The sequence below is a fragment of the Novosphingobium sp. SG751A genome (assembly GCF_013149295.1).
GTDB lineage: Bacteria > Pseudomonadota > Alphaproteobacteria > Sphingomonadales > Sphingomonadaceae > Novosphingobium.
Genome location: NZ_JABGCB010000012.1, coordinates 195,015 through 208,747 on the forward strand (window position 1 = coordinate 195,015; position 13,733 = coordinate 208,747).

The 13,733-nt window shown below is 59.9% G+C and carries 13 protein-coding genes and 1 tRNA gene; 8 read left to right on the plus strand and 6 right to left on the minus strand.

Translation table 11 applies throughout. The annotated features are described in order from the left end of the window. The first annotated feature begins 35 nt into the window (after window positions 1-35). From FHW96_RS17395 to FHW96_RS17410, 4 genes are all read left to right on the plus strand, one after another. Window positions 36-575: a TlpA disulfide reductase family protein gene (locus FHW96_RS17395; RefSeq protein WP_172341832.1), complete on the plus strand. Its 540-nt coding sequence runs from the start codon at window positions 36-38 to the stop codon at window positions 573-575. Window positions 576-693: 118 nt separating this feature from the next. Next, on the plus strand, window positions 694-2,175 hold the full coding sequence (locus FHW96_RS17400; protein WP_172341833.1) for a globin-coupled sensor protein: 1,482 nt from the start codon (window positions 694-696) through the stop codon (window positions 2,173-2,175). Between the two features lie 160 nt (window positions 2,176-2,335). After that, window positions 2,336-4,603 (plus strand): bifunctional diguanylate cyclase/phosphodiesterase, encoded by a 2,268-nt coding sequence (locus FHW96_RS17405; protein WP_172341834.1) that lies wholly within the window; start codon window positions 2,336-2,338, stop codon window positions 4,601-4,603. A gap of 77 nt (window positions 4,604-4,680) precedes the next feature. Then, a tRNA-Val gene (locus tag FHW96_RS17410) sits at window positions 4,681-4,756 on the plus strand. Between the two features lie 37 nt (window positions 4,757-4,793). Here the strand turns inward: FHW96_RS17410 and FHW96_RS17415 are convergent. The 3 genes from FHW96_RS17415 to FHW96_RS17425 all read right to left on the minus strand — a co-directional run bounded on the left by FHW96_RS17415 (window position 4,794) and on the right by FHW96_RS17425 (window position 6,306). Continuing rightward, on the minus strand, window positions 4,794-5,621 hold the full coding sequence (locus tag FHW96_RS17415) for an integrase (RefSeq protein ID WP_172341835.1): 828 nt from the start codon (window positions 5,619-5,621) through the stop codon (window positions 4,794-4,796). A gap of 134 nt (window positions 5,622-5,755) precedes the next feature. Next, on the minus strand, window positions 5,756-6,058 hold the full coding sequence (locus tag FHW96_RS17420; protein WP_172341836.1) for a type II toxin-antitoxin system RelE/ParE family toxin: 303 nt from the start codon (window positions 6,056-6,058) through the stop codon (window positions 5,756-5,758). Window positions 6,059-6,060: 2 nt separating this feature from the next. Next, a complete protein-coding gene (locus FHW96_RS17425) occupies window positions 6,061-6,306 on the minus strand; it encodes a type II toxin-antitoxin system ParD family antitoxin (RefSeq protein ID WP_168557001.1) in 246 nt (81 codons plus the stop codon). A gap of 204 nt (window positions 6,307-6,510) precedes the next feature. Between FHW96_RS17425 and FHW96_RS17430 the strand changes: the two genes are divergently transcribed. Next, the gene (locus FHW96_RS17430) at window positions 6,511-7,149 is read left to right on the plus strand and encodes a tyrosine-type recombinase/integrase (protein WP_371815743.1); all 639 of its coding nucleotides are present in this window, start codon (window positions 6,511-6,513) and stop codon (window positions 7,147-7,149) included. 748 nt (window positions 7,150-7,897) lie between these two features. Beyond that, entirely contained in the window at window positions 7,898-9,487 is a 1,590-nt protein-coding gene (locus FHW96_RS17435; protein ID WP_172341838.1) for a transferrin-binding protein-like solute binding protein, read from the plus strand. 143 nt (window positions 9,488-9,630) lie between these two features. Here FHW96_RS17435 and FHW96_RS17440 read toward each other — a convergent pair whose 3' ends face one another. Continuing rightward, window positions 9,631-9,963: a hypothetical protein gene (locus tag FHW96_RS17440; RefSeq protein ID WP_172341839.1), complete on the minus strand. Its 333-nt coding sequence runs from the start codon at window positions 9,961-9,963 to the stop codon at window positions 9,631-9,633. Between FHW96_RS17440 and FHW96_RS17445 the strand changes: the two genes are divergently transcribed. Both FHW96_RS17445 and FHW96_RS17450 read left to right on the plus strand, forming a co-directional pair. Then, the gene (locus tag FHW96_RS17445) at window positions 9,952-10,851 is read left to right on the plus strand and encodes a surface lipoprotein assembly modifier (RefSeq protein ID WP_172341840.1); all 900 of its coding nucleotides are present in this window, start codon (window positions 9,952-9,954) and stop codon (window positions 10,849-10,851) included. The two genes, FHW96_RS17440 and FHW96_RS17445, sit on opposite strands and share 12 nt — an antisense overlap. A gap of 1 nt (window position 10,852) precedes the next feature. Continuing rightward, window positions 10,853-11,722 (plus strand): 2OG-Fe(II) oxygenase, encoded by an 870-nt coding sequence (locus FHW96_RS17450; RefSeq protein WP_172341841.1) that lies wholly within the window; start codon window positions 10,853-10,855, stop codon window positions 11,720-11,722. Between the two features lie 257 nt (window positions 11,723-11,979). Here FHW96_RS17450 and FHW96_RS25980 read toward each other — a convergent pair whose 3' ends face one another. Both FHW96_RS25980 and FHW96_RS17460 read right to left on the minus strand, forming a co-directional pair. Further along, a complete protein-coding gene (locus tag FHW96_RS25980; protein ID WP_216650933.1) occupies window positions 11,980-12,606 on the minus strand; it encodes a hypothetical protein in 627 nt (208 codons plus the stop codon). A 2-nt stretch (window positions 12,607-12,608) separates the two neighbouring features. Then, window positions 12,609-12,872, minus strand: coding sequence for a DUF2188 domain-containing protein (locus tag FHW96_RS17460; RefSeq protein ID WP_371815744.1), 264 nt, complete (start codon window positions 12,870-12,872; stop codon window positions 12,609-12,611). Between the last annotated feature and the right edge of the window lie 861 nt (window positions 12,873-13,733).

Genomic DNA, 13,733 nt, shown 5'->3' on the forward strand with positions numbered 1-13,733 from the left:
CGCGCAAAATCCTCAAACTTGCCGGTAGTGGCCTGATGGTGGCCGGAATCGCGGCCGGAATCGCGGGTTGCGATAGGCAAAGCGGCGGCGATAAGCAACCGCCAGAAGCAAGCGCATCAGCCGCCCCCAATGCCGAAGGCGCCGCCATCGACCGCAGCCACAAGGGCGCCCAATTGCCCACGCTGCGCTTCAAGGACGCCGCCGGCAAGGAGATCAACACCGCCGGCCTCAAGGGCAAGCCCCTGCTCATCAACCTGTGGGCGACATGGTGCGGGCCTTGCATTGCCGAACTGCCCGCGCTGAACAAGCTGGCCGCAGGCGGCAAGATCCGCGTGCTGACCGTCTCGCAGGACAGCGAAAGCGCCAAGGGCAAGGTCGCGGCGTTTCTCAAGGCGCGCGGGGGCGATGCTCTTGAACCATGGCTGGACCCGGAAGGTACGGCGGCGACCCAGTGGCAGGTCGGCACGCTGCCCGCCTCGATCTATTACGATGCGCAGGGCCGCGAAGTGTGGCGCATCAATGGCGGCAAGGACTGGGCCGGGACCGAAGCGGCAGCGCTTCTGGCCGAACAATAAGCCAAACGGGGGCATCCGGTATTTCCCCGTCCTGCCGCTTGCCCCCTATTTAACCAAGGCCACCTAGAACAGGATTCGATTTTATACATTTGACCTCAGGGCAGAGGGAATCGAATCGATGCAGGACATTCCAACGACAAAGCGCGCGCGCCGGGAAACAGTAACGTCTATCGATTCCTCCAATCTGCGCGTGTTTCCCGCGATCCGGGCGATGGTGGCGCGCCACGCCCCGCGCGCACTCGAAAGACTCTATGCCGCCATCGCGGCTCATCCGGTCGCCTCCAAAATCATTCCCACCCAGGAGCAGCGCGACAGAGCCTCCAGCGCGCAATTGCAGCACTGGCTTTCACTTTTCGGCTCTTCCTTTGACGATACCGCAGTGGCCCGCGCCACCAAGATCGGCAATATCCACGCCCGCGTCGGGCTGGAGGCCGATCTCTACATCAGCGGCTATGCGCTGGTGCTGGAAACCATCATCGAAAGCACGCTCAAGGGCTTTACCCTGCCGTGGCAAAGGCGCACCCAGGCCAAGGCCGTCGCCACGCTGGTCAAGACCGCACTGTTCGATATGGAGGCCGCGCTGGGCGCCTATTTCGACGCCGAGGCAACCCAGCGCAACGATATCATCGCGGCCATGAGCAAGGCGATGGGCGAGGTGGCGGCGGGCAATCTGCGCGCGCAACTGGGCGATGTGCCGCCCGCCTATCGTCAACTGGCGCAGGATTTCCACAATATGCGCCATCAGATCAGCAACCTGGTGACCCAGATGACCGATGCGGCCCATAGGGTGAAATCGGGCGCGCATGAAATCAGTTGCGCGGCCAACGACCTTGCCAACCGCACCGAGCAGCAGGCGGTCTCGGTCGCGCATATTTCCGAGGTGATGCGCGATGTGACCGTGGCGATTGCCACCACGGCAGGCAATGCGCGCGATGTAGACGGATCGGTGGCCGAGGTGTCGGGCCATGCCAGCAAGGGCGGGCGGATCATGGATTCGACCGTTGTGGCGATGGAAAAGATCAAGGATTCAGCCACCCAGATCGCCCAGATCGTCGATGTGATCGACGGCATCGCGTTTCAGACCAACCTGCTGGCGCTTAACGCCGGGGTAGAAGCCGCGCGGGCGGGCGAGGCGGGCAAAGGCTTTGCTGTGGTGGCCAGCGAGGTGCGCGCGCTGGCCCATCGCACCACCGAATCGGCCAAGAACATCAAGAGCCTGATCGTCACATCGAATGAGGATGTGCAGCATGGCGCCGATCTGGTCGAACAGATGCGCGATGCGCTCAACCAGATTATCAGTCGGCTGGATGACACCAGCAGCAAGGCGGGCGACATTGCCAGCTTTTCCGAACAGCAATCAGAAAGCATGGTCGCGCTCAACGCTCAATTGCAGCAGATCGACCTCAACACCCAGCAGAATGCAGCCATGGTCGAGCAATCGAACGCGGCCGCGCGCGGCCTGTCCGATCAGGCCGCCGGCATGGCAGGCATCGTGGGTCAGTTCAGTTTCGAACGCCGCACCAAGTTGCGTGATAGTTCGGCCGATGGCCGTGCCGAAAGGCATGGTGGCCGCATGGCCCCTGCCGACCGGGCGGCATGACCCGCGCGCCGTGATAGGGGCAATCCCGATGGGAGAGCAGAGCCAAAATTAACCAAGCGCTGATAAACATCAGTAGTCATTGGGTTTTTGACTTGTTGGCCAAACAGGGCCTCCAGGCTTATACTCACCCTAACTTCAGGATGTTCCCGGCACGGCGCAAATGTTCAACCCTTTGCCTCAACAGACGGGGGATACCGCCCGCCAATTGCTGACCGAGCGTATCGAGGACAATTTGCGCCGCGCGGTAACGGGGGCTGCGGGCGGAACGGTCAATGCGGTGGCGGTGGCCCTGACGATGCTGTCTTCGCCCGATCCGGCCATGGTTCTGGCGTGGCTGGCCTGCATCTTTACGGTGGCGGGGGCGCGGCTCGAACTGGCGCTGCGGCGCAAACGGGCAAGATGGGCCACCATCGATGTGCGGCGCGACCTTTGGCATATCCATGCCACGGCGCTGGCCAACGGGCTGCTCTGGGGCGCGGGGATCGCGGCCGGGGCCAGCATTGCCAATACGCGCCAGTTTATCGTCATCGCCATTCTGTCGGGCGGGATGCTGGGCGCCTCGGTGCTGACCTATTCAACCATGGCGCTGGCGGCGGTCCTGTTCATGGCACCGATCTGCGTCGGCACGATCATCGCATGGGCGCTGTTTCCCGGCGCGCAGGTCTGGGTGGGGGCGCTGTTTTGCGCCTCCTATCTGCTGATCCTGTCGCGCGGCGCGTTTCAAAGCCAGCGCGAATTTGCCAGAGCCTTTCATGCGCGCGAGGCGCTGCGCGAGACCGGAGCGACGGTGCAATTGCTGCTCAACGATTTCGAGGCGCAATCGGCCGACTGGCTGTGGAAAGTGGATGCCGAAGGGCGCATTCAGGAGCCCAGCCCCCGTTTTGGCGATGCAGCTCGCCGCGCGTGGCAGTTGCTGGATGGCGCGCGCCTGTCCGGCCTGTTCGACCCCTGCCCCGAAACCGAACGGCTGATCGAGCACCTGGCCCGGCGCACGCCCTTTCGCGACATTACCCTGCCGCTGACGCTGGACGGATCGCCGCATTGGTGGACCCTTTCGGCCCAGCCATGGCAGGACGGGATGCGCGGCGTGGCCCGCGATGTCACCGCGCAAAAACGCGCCGAAGCCCGCGTCAGCCATATGGCTCATTATGACGGCCTCACCAATCTGGCCAATCGCTTCCTCTTTAACGAAACGCTGGCGGGCGCGCTGTTGCGGCGGCGGGCGCAGGATGACGAGATTGCGGTGCTCTATCTCGATCTCGACCGATTCAAATCGGTCAATGACACGCTGGGCCATCCGGTGGGCGACAAATTGCTGTGCGAAGTGGCGCGGCGTATCGAATGCGCGGTGCGCAAGAACGATCTGGTGGCGCGGCTGGGGGGTGATGAATTTGCCATCCTGATGCAGGGGCGGCGCATCGACCATTTGGCCGAAAGGACCGCCGCCCATATCATCGAAGCGGTGCGCCAGCCCTGCCTGATCGACGATGGACAAGTTCTCACCTCGACCAGCATCGGCATCGCGGTGAGCCGCGACAACAGGGCCGAGGCCGCCACGCTGATGAAACAGGCCGATCTGGCACTCTATGTCGCCAAGGGGCGCGGGCGCGGCGTGTTCTCGCATTTCGAACCGGGCATGGACGAGGCCGCCGCCGCGCGGCGCGAGCTGGAAATGGACATGCGGGTGGGCCTGACCGAGGGACAGTTCGAGCTGCATTATCAGCCCTTGATCGATGTGCCCACGCGCCGGACCGTGGCCTATGAGGCGCTGGTGCGCTGGCGCCATCCCACGCGCGGGATGATCATGCCCGATCTGTTCATCCCGCTGGCCGAGGAAACCGGGCTGGTGGTGCCGCTGGGCGACTGGGTGATCCGCCGGGCGTGTGAGGAAATGGCGCAATGGCCCGACTATCTGCGGGTGGCGGTCAACCTGTCGCCCGCGCAATTGCGCAGCACCGGGCTGATTTCCACCGTGATGCAGGCGATTGCCGAAAATGGCGTCGCGCCCGACCGGCTCGAACTGGAAATCACCGAAAATGTGCTGCTCAAGGACAATGCTGTCCACGGCGCGCTGCTGCACAAATTGCGCGGGCTGGGAGTGCGGGTGGCGCTCGATGATTTCGGCACCGGCTATTCCTCGCTCAATTATCTGCGCGCCTTTCCCTTCGACAAGATCAAGATCGACCGCTGTTTCCTCAAAGGCCTTGGGGAAAGCGACGAGACCTTGCCCATCGTGCGCGCGGTGATCGCGCTGGCCCGCGCCATGGGCATGACCACCACCGCCGAAGGGGTGGAAAACGAGCATCAGATGCGCGTGCTGCTGGCCGAAGGCTGCGATCAGGCGCAGGGCTATCTCTTTTCCCGCGCGCGGCCGGCTGCAGATTTTCCCGAATTGCGCCGTGCCGGACCGCAGGTCGCCGCGCATTGAGCGGGAAAAGGCCAAATTCATCTCTACCCTGTTGACGCCCCGCGAAAAACCGCCTAACCGCGCCCTTCCCGTGATTGGGGCGATTAGCTCAGTTGGTAGAGCATCTCGTTTACACCGAGAGGGTCGGCGGTTCGAGCCCGTCATCGCCCACCATTCAAAACACGCGGAAATCATACACTTTTAGGCCATTTCAGGCAAGCGATTTGGGCTTGTCTCGTTCTGGAATGGTCAGCGAATGGTCAGCAGACCATTTTTCCGATTCTGCCATCACCGACTTGAAAAACTTGGTCAGCACAGCTTTCGCACGCGCCGCCTTTCGTGGATCGTAATGCAGATAGTGCTGGCTCGTCGTGCGCGATACGCCACGGCTCGACGGAAGGTGGCCGACGATCCCCGACATTTGCGCGCCGGGCACGCCCTGCTCATCCATATGGGTGGTGACGGTGTGGCGGATCAGATAGGCCTCAACCGTTGACGGCAGGCCCAGCACGCGCCGCGCCGTGCGCCACCATGTTCGGCGGCTCTTCACGATCTCGTGGGGCGCTTCTTTCCACGCCTCCAAGATCGGCCCCAGCGGCTCAATGGCTGGCACGACAGCATTGCGCTTGTCGGTCAGTTCCCGCCCGTCAGGATGCAGGTCGATCAGGCCATCGCTCCATTGGGTCGCAGGGTCGAAAGCCAGCGCTACGCCGGGACGGCATCCGGTCGCCAGCATCAGGCACAGCTCACGCCAGACCGATTCGTCATCGCTCTTGGCATAGCCAAAGAGCGCGCCGAGTTGCGCCACGGTCAGCACATCCTTAGCCTTCTTCTGCCGGTGCTTCTTGTCCACCGAGGGCACCTTTGGCGCTACAATGCGGCGCTCACCATCGGCATAGTTCAGGGCCGCGCGCAGATCCTCGATGTTGCGCTGGACCGCCTGCCCGCTTACGCCCTCGGACTTGTTGTGAAACACCTTGCCGCCCCAAGGTACAGACCATTCGTGCGGCCCCATGCGCCAGCGCCGAAACCGCGCCACGACGCCGGGGGTTACGTCAAGGCGAGCGGCCCTTCACGGGCACGCCGTGGAACGGCTTGAGTTGGTCGGGAGGAGAAATGCCAAGTAGGGTGGGGATCTCTGCGGATTGGCCGCCAGCGCTTACCTTGCCACGGCTAGCCGTCGTAATTCGAGGATATCCAATCTTCCCGACCATGCCGGACACGCAGAATGATGACCTCGTCCTCATCTCCCACATCATAAATCACCAGATGCGCCTTGTAGGGATGCACGCGGACAGGAGGCGATATTTCCTCTCGCAATCGCGCAGCTTGGGGATAGTCGGCAAGAAACGCGAAGATCGCGCTCAGCCCTTCGTGATAGGTATCGGCCTGAGGCAGTCCGAACTGCTCGATGCCTTCGAGAAAGATGGCTGTCAGATCGTCGGCTGCGGCGCGCGTTAAGCGAAAGCGAGGCACGGTCAGGCTTGCAGGCCAGCCTGGCTGATCGCTCGCGTCCGGATGTCCGCCATCGTCTCGTCGCTCAAACCGCTGGCGCGGGCCTCATCGACAAGGCGCTGCATGGCCGCGACTTTGTCGGCGCGTTCCTGGTCACGACGGATGAGATCGCGCACATAGTCGCTGGCATTGCTATACCGACCAGTGTCAGCTTGCGCTTCCACCCATTGCTTCATCGGATCGGGCAGTGAGATGTTCATCGTAGCCATGGCAACCTCCAAGGCCAAGCAAATAGCAAAGATTGGCAAAGTTTGTCAATTGATACTCAGCCATGGCCTGCCCCCGCGAACAGGGTCCATTGTGCAGCCGACGCCTTCTACGATTCCCTTAGCACTGCTTGCGCCAAGCCTCACAAATTTCCTCTGCAGGGCTGCAGCCGTTCTTCAGAATGGCCAATTTTGGCCAATTGGAGAATGATCATGGAAATGTCTGAAACCGTGAATGCGTTCCCCAAGCGCCCGGTCTGGAACGCTGGGCGCGCGGTCGGCGCAAAGCGGGCGCTGAAGCCAAAGCAAATTTTGGAGATCCGCTTTTACCTCAATCAGCGCCGCCGCCTGAGGGATCGGGCGCTGTTCGACCTTGCAATCGACAGCAAGCTGCGCGGTTGCGACCTTGTTCGCATGAAAATTGGCGATGTCGTCAGCGGCGGGCAGATCCGAACGCGGGCAATCGTGATGCAGCAGAAAACGGGGCGGCCTGTTCAATTTGAACTTCTCCCTGATGCCCGGGCCAGCCTGCTGGCGTGGCTCGAACGGCGGGGTGGCACTGTGGACGATTATGTCTTTCCAAGCCGGGTTGATCACAATGGTCACCTCAGCACCCGCCAGTATGCTCGGCTTGTCGACGAATGGGTGACGGGGGTGGGCCTCATGCGAAGCGAATATGGCACGCATTCGCTTCGCCGAACCAAGGCCTCGATCATCTACCGGGCGACTGGCAACCTGCGCGCTGTCCAGATCCTGCTCGGCCACAGCAAGATCGAAAATACGGTCCGCTATCTGGGGATTGATGTGGAAGACGCGCTTGCCCTCGCCGAGAACACCGAGATCTGAACCGTTGGCTCCCCGCACCGCTGGCGGGGAGCCAACTTTGGTGGGCCTTGGGACTTTGTGGTCGTTAACAATACATTCCATAAATGGCAGCTATCGACACGAGAACGGCTATTCGGGACTTGCAATCGGGTCAATGACATTGGCCAAGTTTGCGGATTGACCGTTTCGGGCCTACTCAAAGGCAAATGCTGGTACCGCTGCGCCTGCGGGCAAGGCTATAGCCCGTTTCTGGCTATGGCAAATTTGCTTCCGCATGAGGGAACATTTCCATGAAATGACCAGCTCGATGTCATGCGCAGGAATGACCAGTTTGCCGCCCCAATGGATGCAGCACTCACGATTTGCTCCCGGATTGTCAAAAAATCAGTTTCAATAACCACTTGAAATACAGGATTGTAACTGCTCAAATTGTGTCCAGACGGGGCAAATTCCTTAAAGGTGGGCAATGAAGGCATATAAAACTGGCTTGGCGTCATTTCTGGCACTGCAGCTTGCTGCGTGTGGCGGGGGAGACGGTGGGGTGAACTCGACGCCTACGCCCACGCCGACGCCTACTCCCGCTCCGACGCCTACTCCCACGCCGACGCCCACTCCCGCTCCGACGCCTACTCCCACGCCGACGCCTACTCCCACGCCGACGCCTACTCCCACGCCGACGCCTACTCCCGCTCCGACGCCTACTCCCGCTCCGACGCCTACTCCCGCTCCGACGCCTACTCCCGCTCCGACGCCGACATCCAACGCCGACTTGTCGCAGCCACTCGCCAGCCAGAGCTTCAGCAATGATGCGTCGCTGGCCACGATGACGCTGGCGGGACCCGCTTATAATGTCACAGGCGGTCCAACCAGCCTTGCTTTCAGCTATGATGCAACAAGTGGTACTTATTTGGTCACGGCCAACTCAACCAGCCAAAGTTTCTCCTCGTCAAATCTTGATGCCACGCTGAGTAATTCGCAAATCAATGTTTTCAAAGTCACGACAGGCAGCACAACGGACACGCTGACGCTGACCCGGCCGGGCACGTCTGGAACGTTGACCTACACTTATGTCGGCGCTGGCTTCTGGCAGCGCACGACGACCGCAGGTTCGGCACCGGCCGGGCAGTTGGCCGCATTTGCCTACGGTTATCCGACGTTGATTGGCGGCATCCCGAAAACCGGTTCTGTTTCCTATCCGGTTTATGGGCTGGGCGCAGCGGGCTATCCCGGTGGCAATCTCAATTCCTTGAGCGGGTCGGGTGCTATCACATTCTACTTTGCCACTGGGGAAGTCCGGTTGGGTGCGATGGTGACGGAAGTCGATTCGACCTCTCTGATCACTCTTAATACCTGGCAAGTGAAGGGCAGCGGGATGCTCTCGTCGTCGAGCAACGGCTTTAGCGGCTCAATGTCTGTTACGGGTCTTCTCCTCGACGGCCAATTTTCGGGTCGGCTCTATGGCCCCAATACAGAAGAAGTCGGGCTGACATTCTATGCCAATGGCCAAGGAATAACCTTTGAAGGTGCGCTCTTGGGCCGAAGGGACAGCGGACTTGGCATTACCGTCAACCCGGCAGCGAGCTATATTTTTAATAGCCCACCTTCGTTAGGCTATACGATCAGTTCGTCGGGTTTAGTAGATAACGCATTCAGTTACCATGCTACATCATTGTCCGTGCTCGGTGCGAATTCCTATCAGATTGCGGATGGAGGTTCGAAATATTTGACCTTTGCGCCCTCGGATAAAATATCCAGCGACGCGACATGGTCTGTTTCCCAATTGCTGTCTGGCGCCACGACCGAAGAACTGAAAATGTTCAACGCCGGAGCCGCCAACCCAACCCTTGCATTGACATACAGCAGTTTCGGCTTCTGGAAGTCTGCCACAAGCCAAACTGGCGGGAGTACGCTGGTTGTGGATCGTCCATTTGTGTACGGCCAGCTAACAAGCGATGCACTGATGCCCAAGCTGGGAAGCGCAACCTACACCGGATATGTGTATGGCAGGGGCGTTGGGCCATCAACGACCAATGAGCAATATGAACTTACCGGGACCGTTCGGTTCGACGCCAATTTTGCTTCCGGCGGCCTTTCATCAACCATCGATGGCAATCTCAGAAACACCACAACAAACTTGACCGGGGCCTTTCCTACTTTGACTATGCAAGGCAGCATAAGCCCTATTAATATGGCGGGGAGCTGGTTAAATGGGACCAATTCCGCTGGCTGGAATGGAACAATGTACAGCTTTTTCTACGGCCCTGCAGCGCAGGAAATAGGCGGGACCTTTACCGTTACCAAGCCCAGCACCTCCAGCCCGACAACGATTGTGGGTGTGGCAGTCGCAACGAGGCCTTGAGTGTCTAATTTTCCAATTTATCATAAACAGTTGCTTGATCCGTGCAGGTAAAAATCATTCAACTGCGCCTTCTCTTGGCTGCTCTGTTGCTTTTCATGCCGGCGCTGTGCGTTGGGGTAACGGCATCTGAGCGACTGACCGCGTCACAAATGTTCGAGCTTGCTCGAATGCAGGAACAGCGCAAGTCGACAGATCAAGCCGAAGCGATCTATGCTGCGCTGGAACAAAACCCCAATCTTGATATTCGTTGCGAAGCACGCTTCCGCCACGCTCAGCTCTTGAGAAAGTTGCATCGGTTTGCGCAAAGCGTGGCGCTGCTGCGCCGCGACATTGACGAAATGCCCAACGCTCAACCCGTTCGACTTGAGCTTGCAGCAGTACTTGCTGAGATGGGCAACATTTCCGCCGCCCGCCGTGAACTGCGTCAGGCGCAGGCTGGTGGCCTTCCGCCGCAAGTCGCGCAGGTGGTCAAGCAATATGCCGCCGCGCTGCGCTCTCGCAAGCCGTGGGGCGGGTCCTTCGAGCTAGCACTAGCCCCCGACAGCAACATCAACCGCGCGACCAGCGCCGCTACGCTCGATACGGTGATCGCCCCGCTCAACCTTTCGCAGGATGCGCGCCAAAGGTCAGGTTTGGGCATCAAGGAATCGAACCAGATCTATGGCCGCCATGATCTTGGCAAAAGCTTCACGCTGGTCCCGCGTGTGTCGAGTCTGGCTACTCTCTATCAAACGAGCCAGTTCAACGACATATCCGCGTCGGCTCTGCTGGGCCTCGAATATCGCCACAAGGCCGATCGCATCACACCCTCGGCAGGCTATACGTGGCGCTGGTACGGCGGCAACATTTATGCCCGCACCCAAAGCCTCAGTCTGGATTGGCTGCACCCTGCGGGCAAGCGTGCCCAGATCGATACGGCCATCAGCCTCAACCGCGTGCGCTATGCCACAAACAGCCTTCAGGATGGCATGATCTACACTGCCGCCGTAAGCTATGAGCGTGCGATCACCCCCCGGTCGGGGACCAGCGTAACTTTGTCGGCCAATCGTCAGACCGCACGCGATCCGGGCTATGCCACGGCCTCGGGCGCCATCGGGGGCGTGTATTGGCATGATTTCGGCAAGACCACCCTGTTTGCCACGGCCAGCGGCAGCCGTCTGGGGGCCGATGCGCGCCTGTTTCTTTTCCCGGAGCGGCGCACGGACTGGTATTTGCGCGGCGGCATCGGGGCGGTGTGGCGCAAGGTCGAGGTGGCGGGCTTCTCGCCGGTGGTGCGGGTGGCCTATGAGCGCAACTGGTCGACGGTGGGCATCTATGACTTTCGCCGCGTGACCACCGATGTCGGTATCACGCGGAGTTTTTGAAATGGCGTTGCAAAGTGTTTTGCCCTCGACGTTGAGCCAGAGTGCCGCCATCGATTCCCACGGGGCCGAATGGCGCGATTGGGTATTCACCAATGTCCGCGCCGGATGCGACCATGCGGATATGGCAGAGCGTATGGTTGCGGCGGGCTGGACAGCGCAAATGGCTGCACAGGCTATCGCATTTGCGGCGGAAACCGACGAACATCCCGGAGCCCTTTGCGCTCGCCCTGAACTGCCTGTGATCGGGGTGTCCGACATCAAGGGGCAGAGTGTGGCCGTGACAATGCGACTTGCGGCCCCGGCCATAGCGGTCTGTGAAAATGTATTTTCCGCGCAGGAATGCGAACAACTCATCGGCTATGCCAGGACGCGCGGCTTGCGGGCATCCACGGTCGTTGATGAGACCGATGGCAGAGCAGTTGCCCATCCTGAAAGGTCGAGCACGGGGGTGATGCTGACGCGTGCTGAAACGGATCTTGTCGCAAGGATTGAAGGGCGTCTTGCCGCTCTGACATCATGGCCGGTTGAAAATTGCGAAGGGCTGCAAATTCTGCACTATGCGCCCGGACAGGAGTATCGCCCCCATTTCGACGCCTTTCCACTCGGCAAGGCCGGAGATGTCCACCGCGCAAAGGGCGGGCAGCGGGTGAATACAATCCTTGTCTATTTACGTTCGCCGGAACGCGGCGGCGGCACCGTTTTCCCAAATCTGGGGCTGACATTGCGCCCGCAACAGGGCGCAGCCATCATGTTCCACAACGTCGATGCCGCTGGAAAGAGGGCCAACGAGGCCTTGCATGGCGGAGAAGCTGTGCAGGCAGGTGAGAAGATTGTGCTGACATATTGGCAACGAGAGGGACCGTTTGTTTAGCTTTTGAGCAAAGCTGGTCCTTGGATCGTCGTACGGTCGGTAAAGGGACTGCGAAGGTATCGAAATGATGCTTACCGTGATTGACGATCCGAAGGCTGGCGAACGGCAGGTGTCAGACTGATTTGACGTTGCCGACGCCATGTCGGAACGGCCTGATTTGGTCGCCAGCCGCCACCGTTGAGTGACGGACAGAACGGCTGCTTACGAAAAAACTCAACGTTTCGAAGCCGTCATTGGGCAAGCGAGCAGATAAGGTATCAGACCGGTTCTCCGGCGTCCTTCCATTCATGCATCGCCCGGATGAGCTCGACAGTGGGGTACTCGCGGATGTCCTCCTCGGAAGATCCGGCAGCGAGTTCGCGCTCCCAGTACCACTCCTGGAAGGCCAGATATTTCCCTTGGATCAGCGCCGATCCGACAGGCTGCGCACCAGCCTGCGCGATCAGCCAGGTGCGAACGTGGCGGATCGCCTTTTCGTGATCGCCGCCGTGAGCATGGATGTCCCAGCCTGCGATGTCGGAAAGCGCCCGCTGATAATCATAGCGGGTGTTTTCGAGGATGAGGATCCGCTTGTCCGACAATGGGGGCGGTCCGTACCTGCGACAAGCATGGTCGAGACCAAGCTCAAAAGGCATGTTCATGCGCGCAAACTCATCCGGTACCGCAGACTTGCATCGGCTGAGGTCGTGGATGCCGTACTTCGATCCCCGGATGAGGTCGGCAATTCGATCGAGCCGGGCCTCACCGTTGTCGGCGTTCTCTGGCGCCAGCCTCGGGAAGAACCCCATATAGACAATGCAGAACGCTACCGCCTGCAGGATCGGTGCGAAATCTTCATCAAAGGGGCAGTTGACGAAAACTGAGCGGTCGAAGGGTGGCGGCAAGATCAGCCCCTCGGCGGATGCGGGTCGTTTCCGTAGGAGTTGCGCTCTCTGATCCGGCCATCACGGCCGTGGATGTAGAGTTCGGTTTTCTGGTTCTGCGCAATCTTGGTTGCGGCTGCGATGGCGTCTGCCTGCGTCGCGTGAACGCTGGTCGCTCTTGAAGCGCCCGCCTTCTTCACGGCCCATCCGCCGGAAGAGTTCCGAACCACATGCTGCCCCTGCTTTACCATCGCATCTGACCTCCGACTCCTAAATAGCAGCTCCATAGACTGGTTGCTAGGTCCGGCAGACAACCAGTGCTCCGAGATTTCGTCTCATCCGAACGTGCCTGCAAGCGTGAAGGTGGCTGGTGCCTCACCGGCCTGTCACGATGCCGCTAACTTCGCTGCTGCCAGATCAATGCTGGTTTGAAAACCGTGACGTCCGAGCATGTGGAGGAGCTTGGCGCCAGTGATCAGCGTGATCGCTTGCCAGTGGCAAACTTTTACACGCAGTGCGGCGAACCACAGATCATCCGAGCTCAGACAAGAACGCGTTTCTAGCCAACTGGTTCGTCCGTCTCAATGCACGTCCTCGCCGTAAGGCGGAACGTCAAGTTTTGGCGTAAGGAGACACCAATTCAATCCTCGCGACCGACTGACTCTGGTCGGGGGCTGCCCCGACGCTTCTGCGTTGGAGCGGCAGCTTTCCGGCCATAGCAATTTGTAACCCGATCTTCCGGTCCGTCCGCCAAACGCGACGATGTGGATTTCTGCCCATTCTTCTTAGGAGTAAGAGTACGACTCATGAATCACACCACTGAACAAAGCGAACCTGCAAAAGCTGACATGGCACGGACGCGAACCCGACGCCCTTTTATCCAAGGGGGTACAATCGGGGGTATACTGAATTTTCAATGCCAAACAAATTAGGTTTTTACAGACACTTAATTATACCAATTCGAGTGCGTTATCGAACCATTTCCATGATCGTTGAAGGCTGATGGCTGCTATCCTGAGGTGGGATATCAAACCCGGTGGTGCGCCGATCATCGATCACGTCCGTCAATGTGGTGTAAAATCTGGTGTGGCCATTGGGCTGCATTTTCATGCGGCCTTGGGTGTAATCTGTAGCGGCTGAACCTCCTC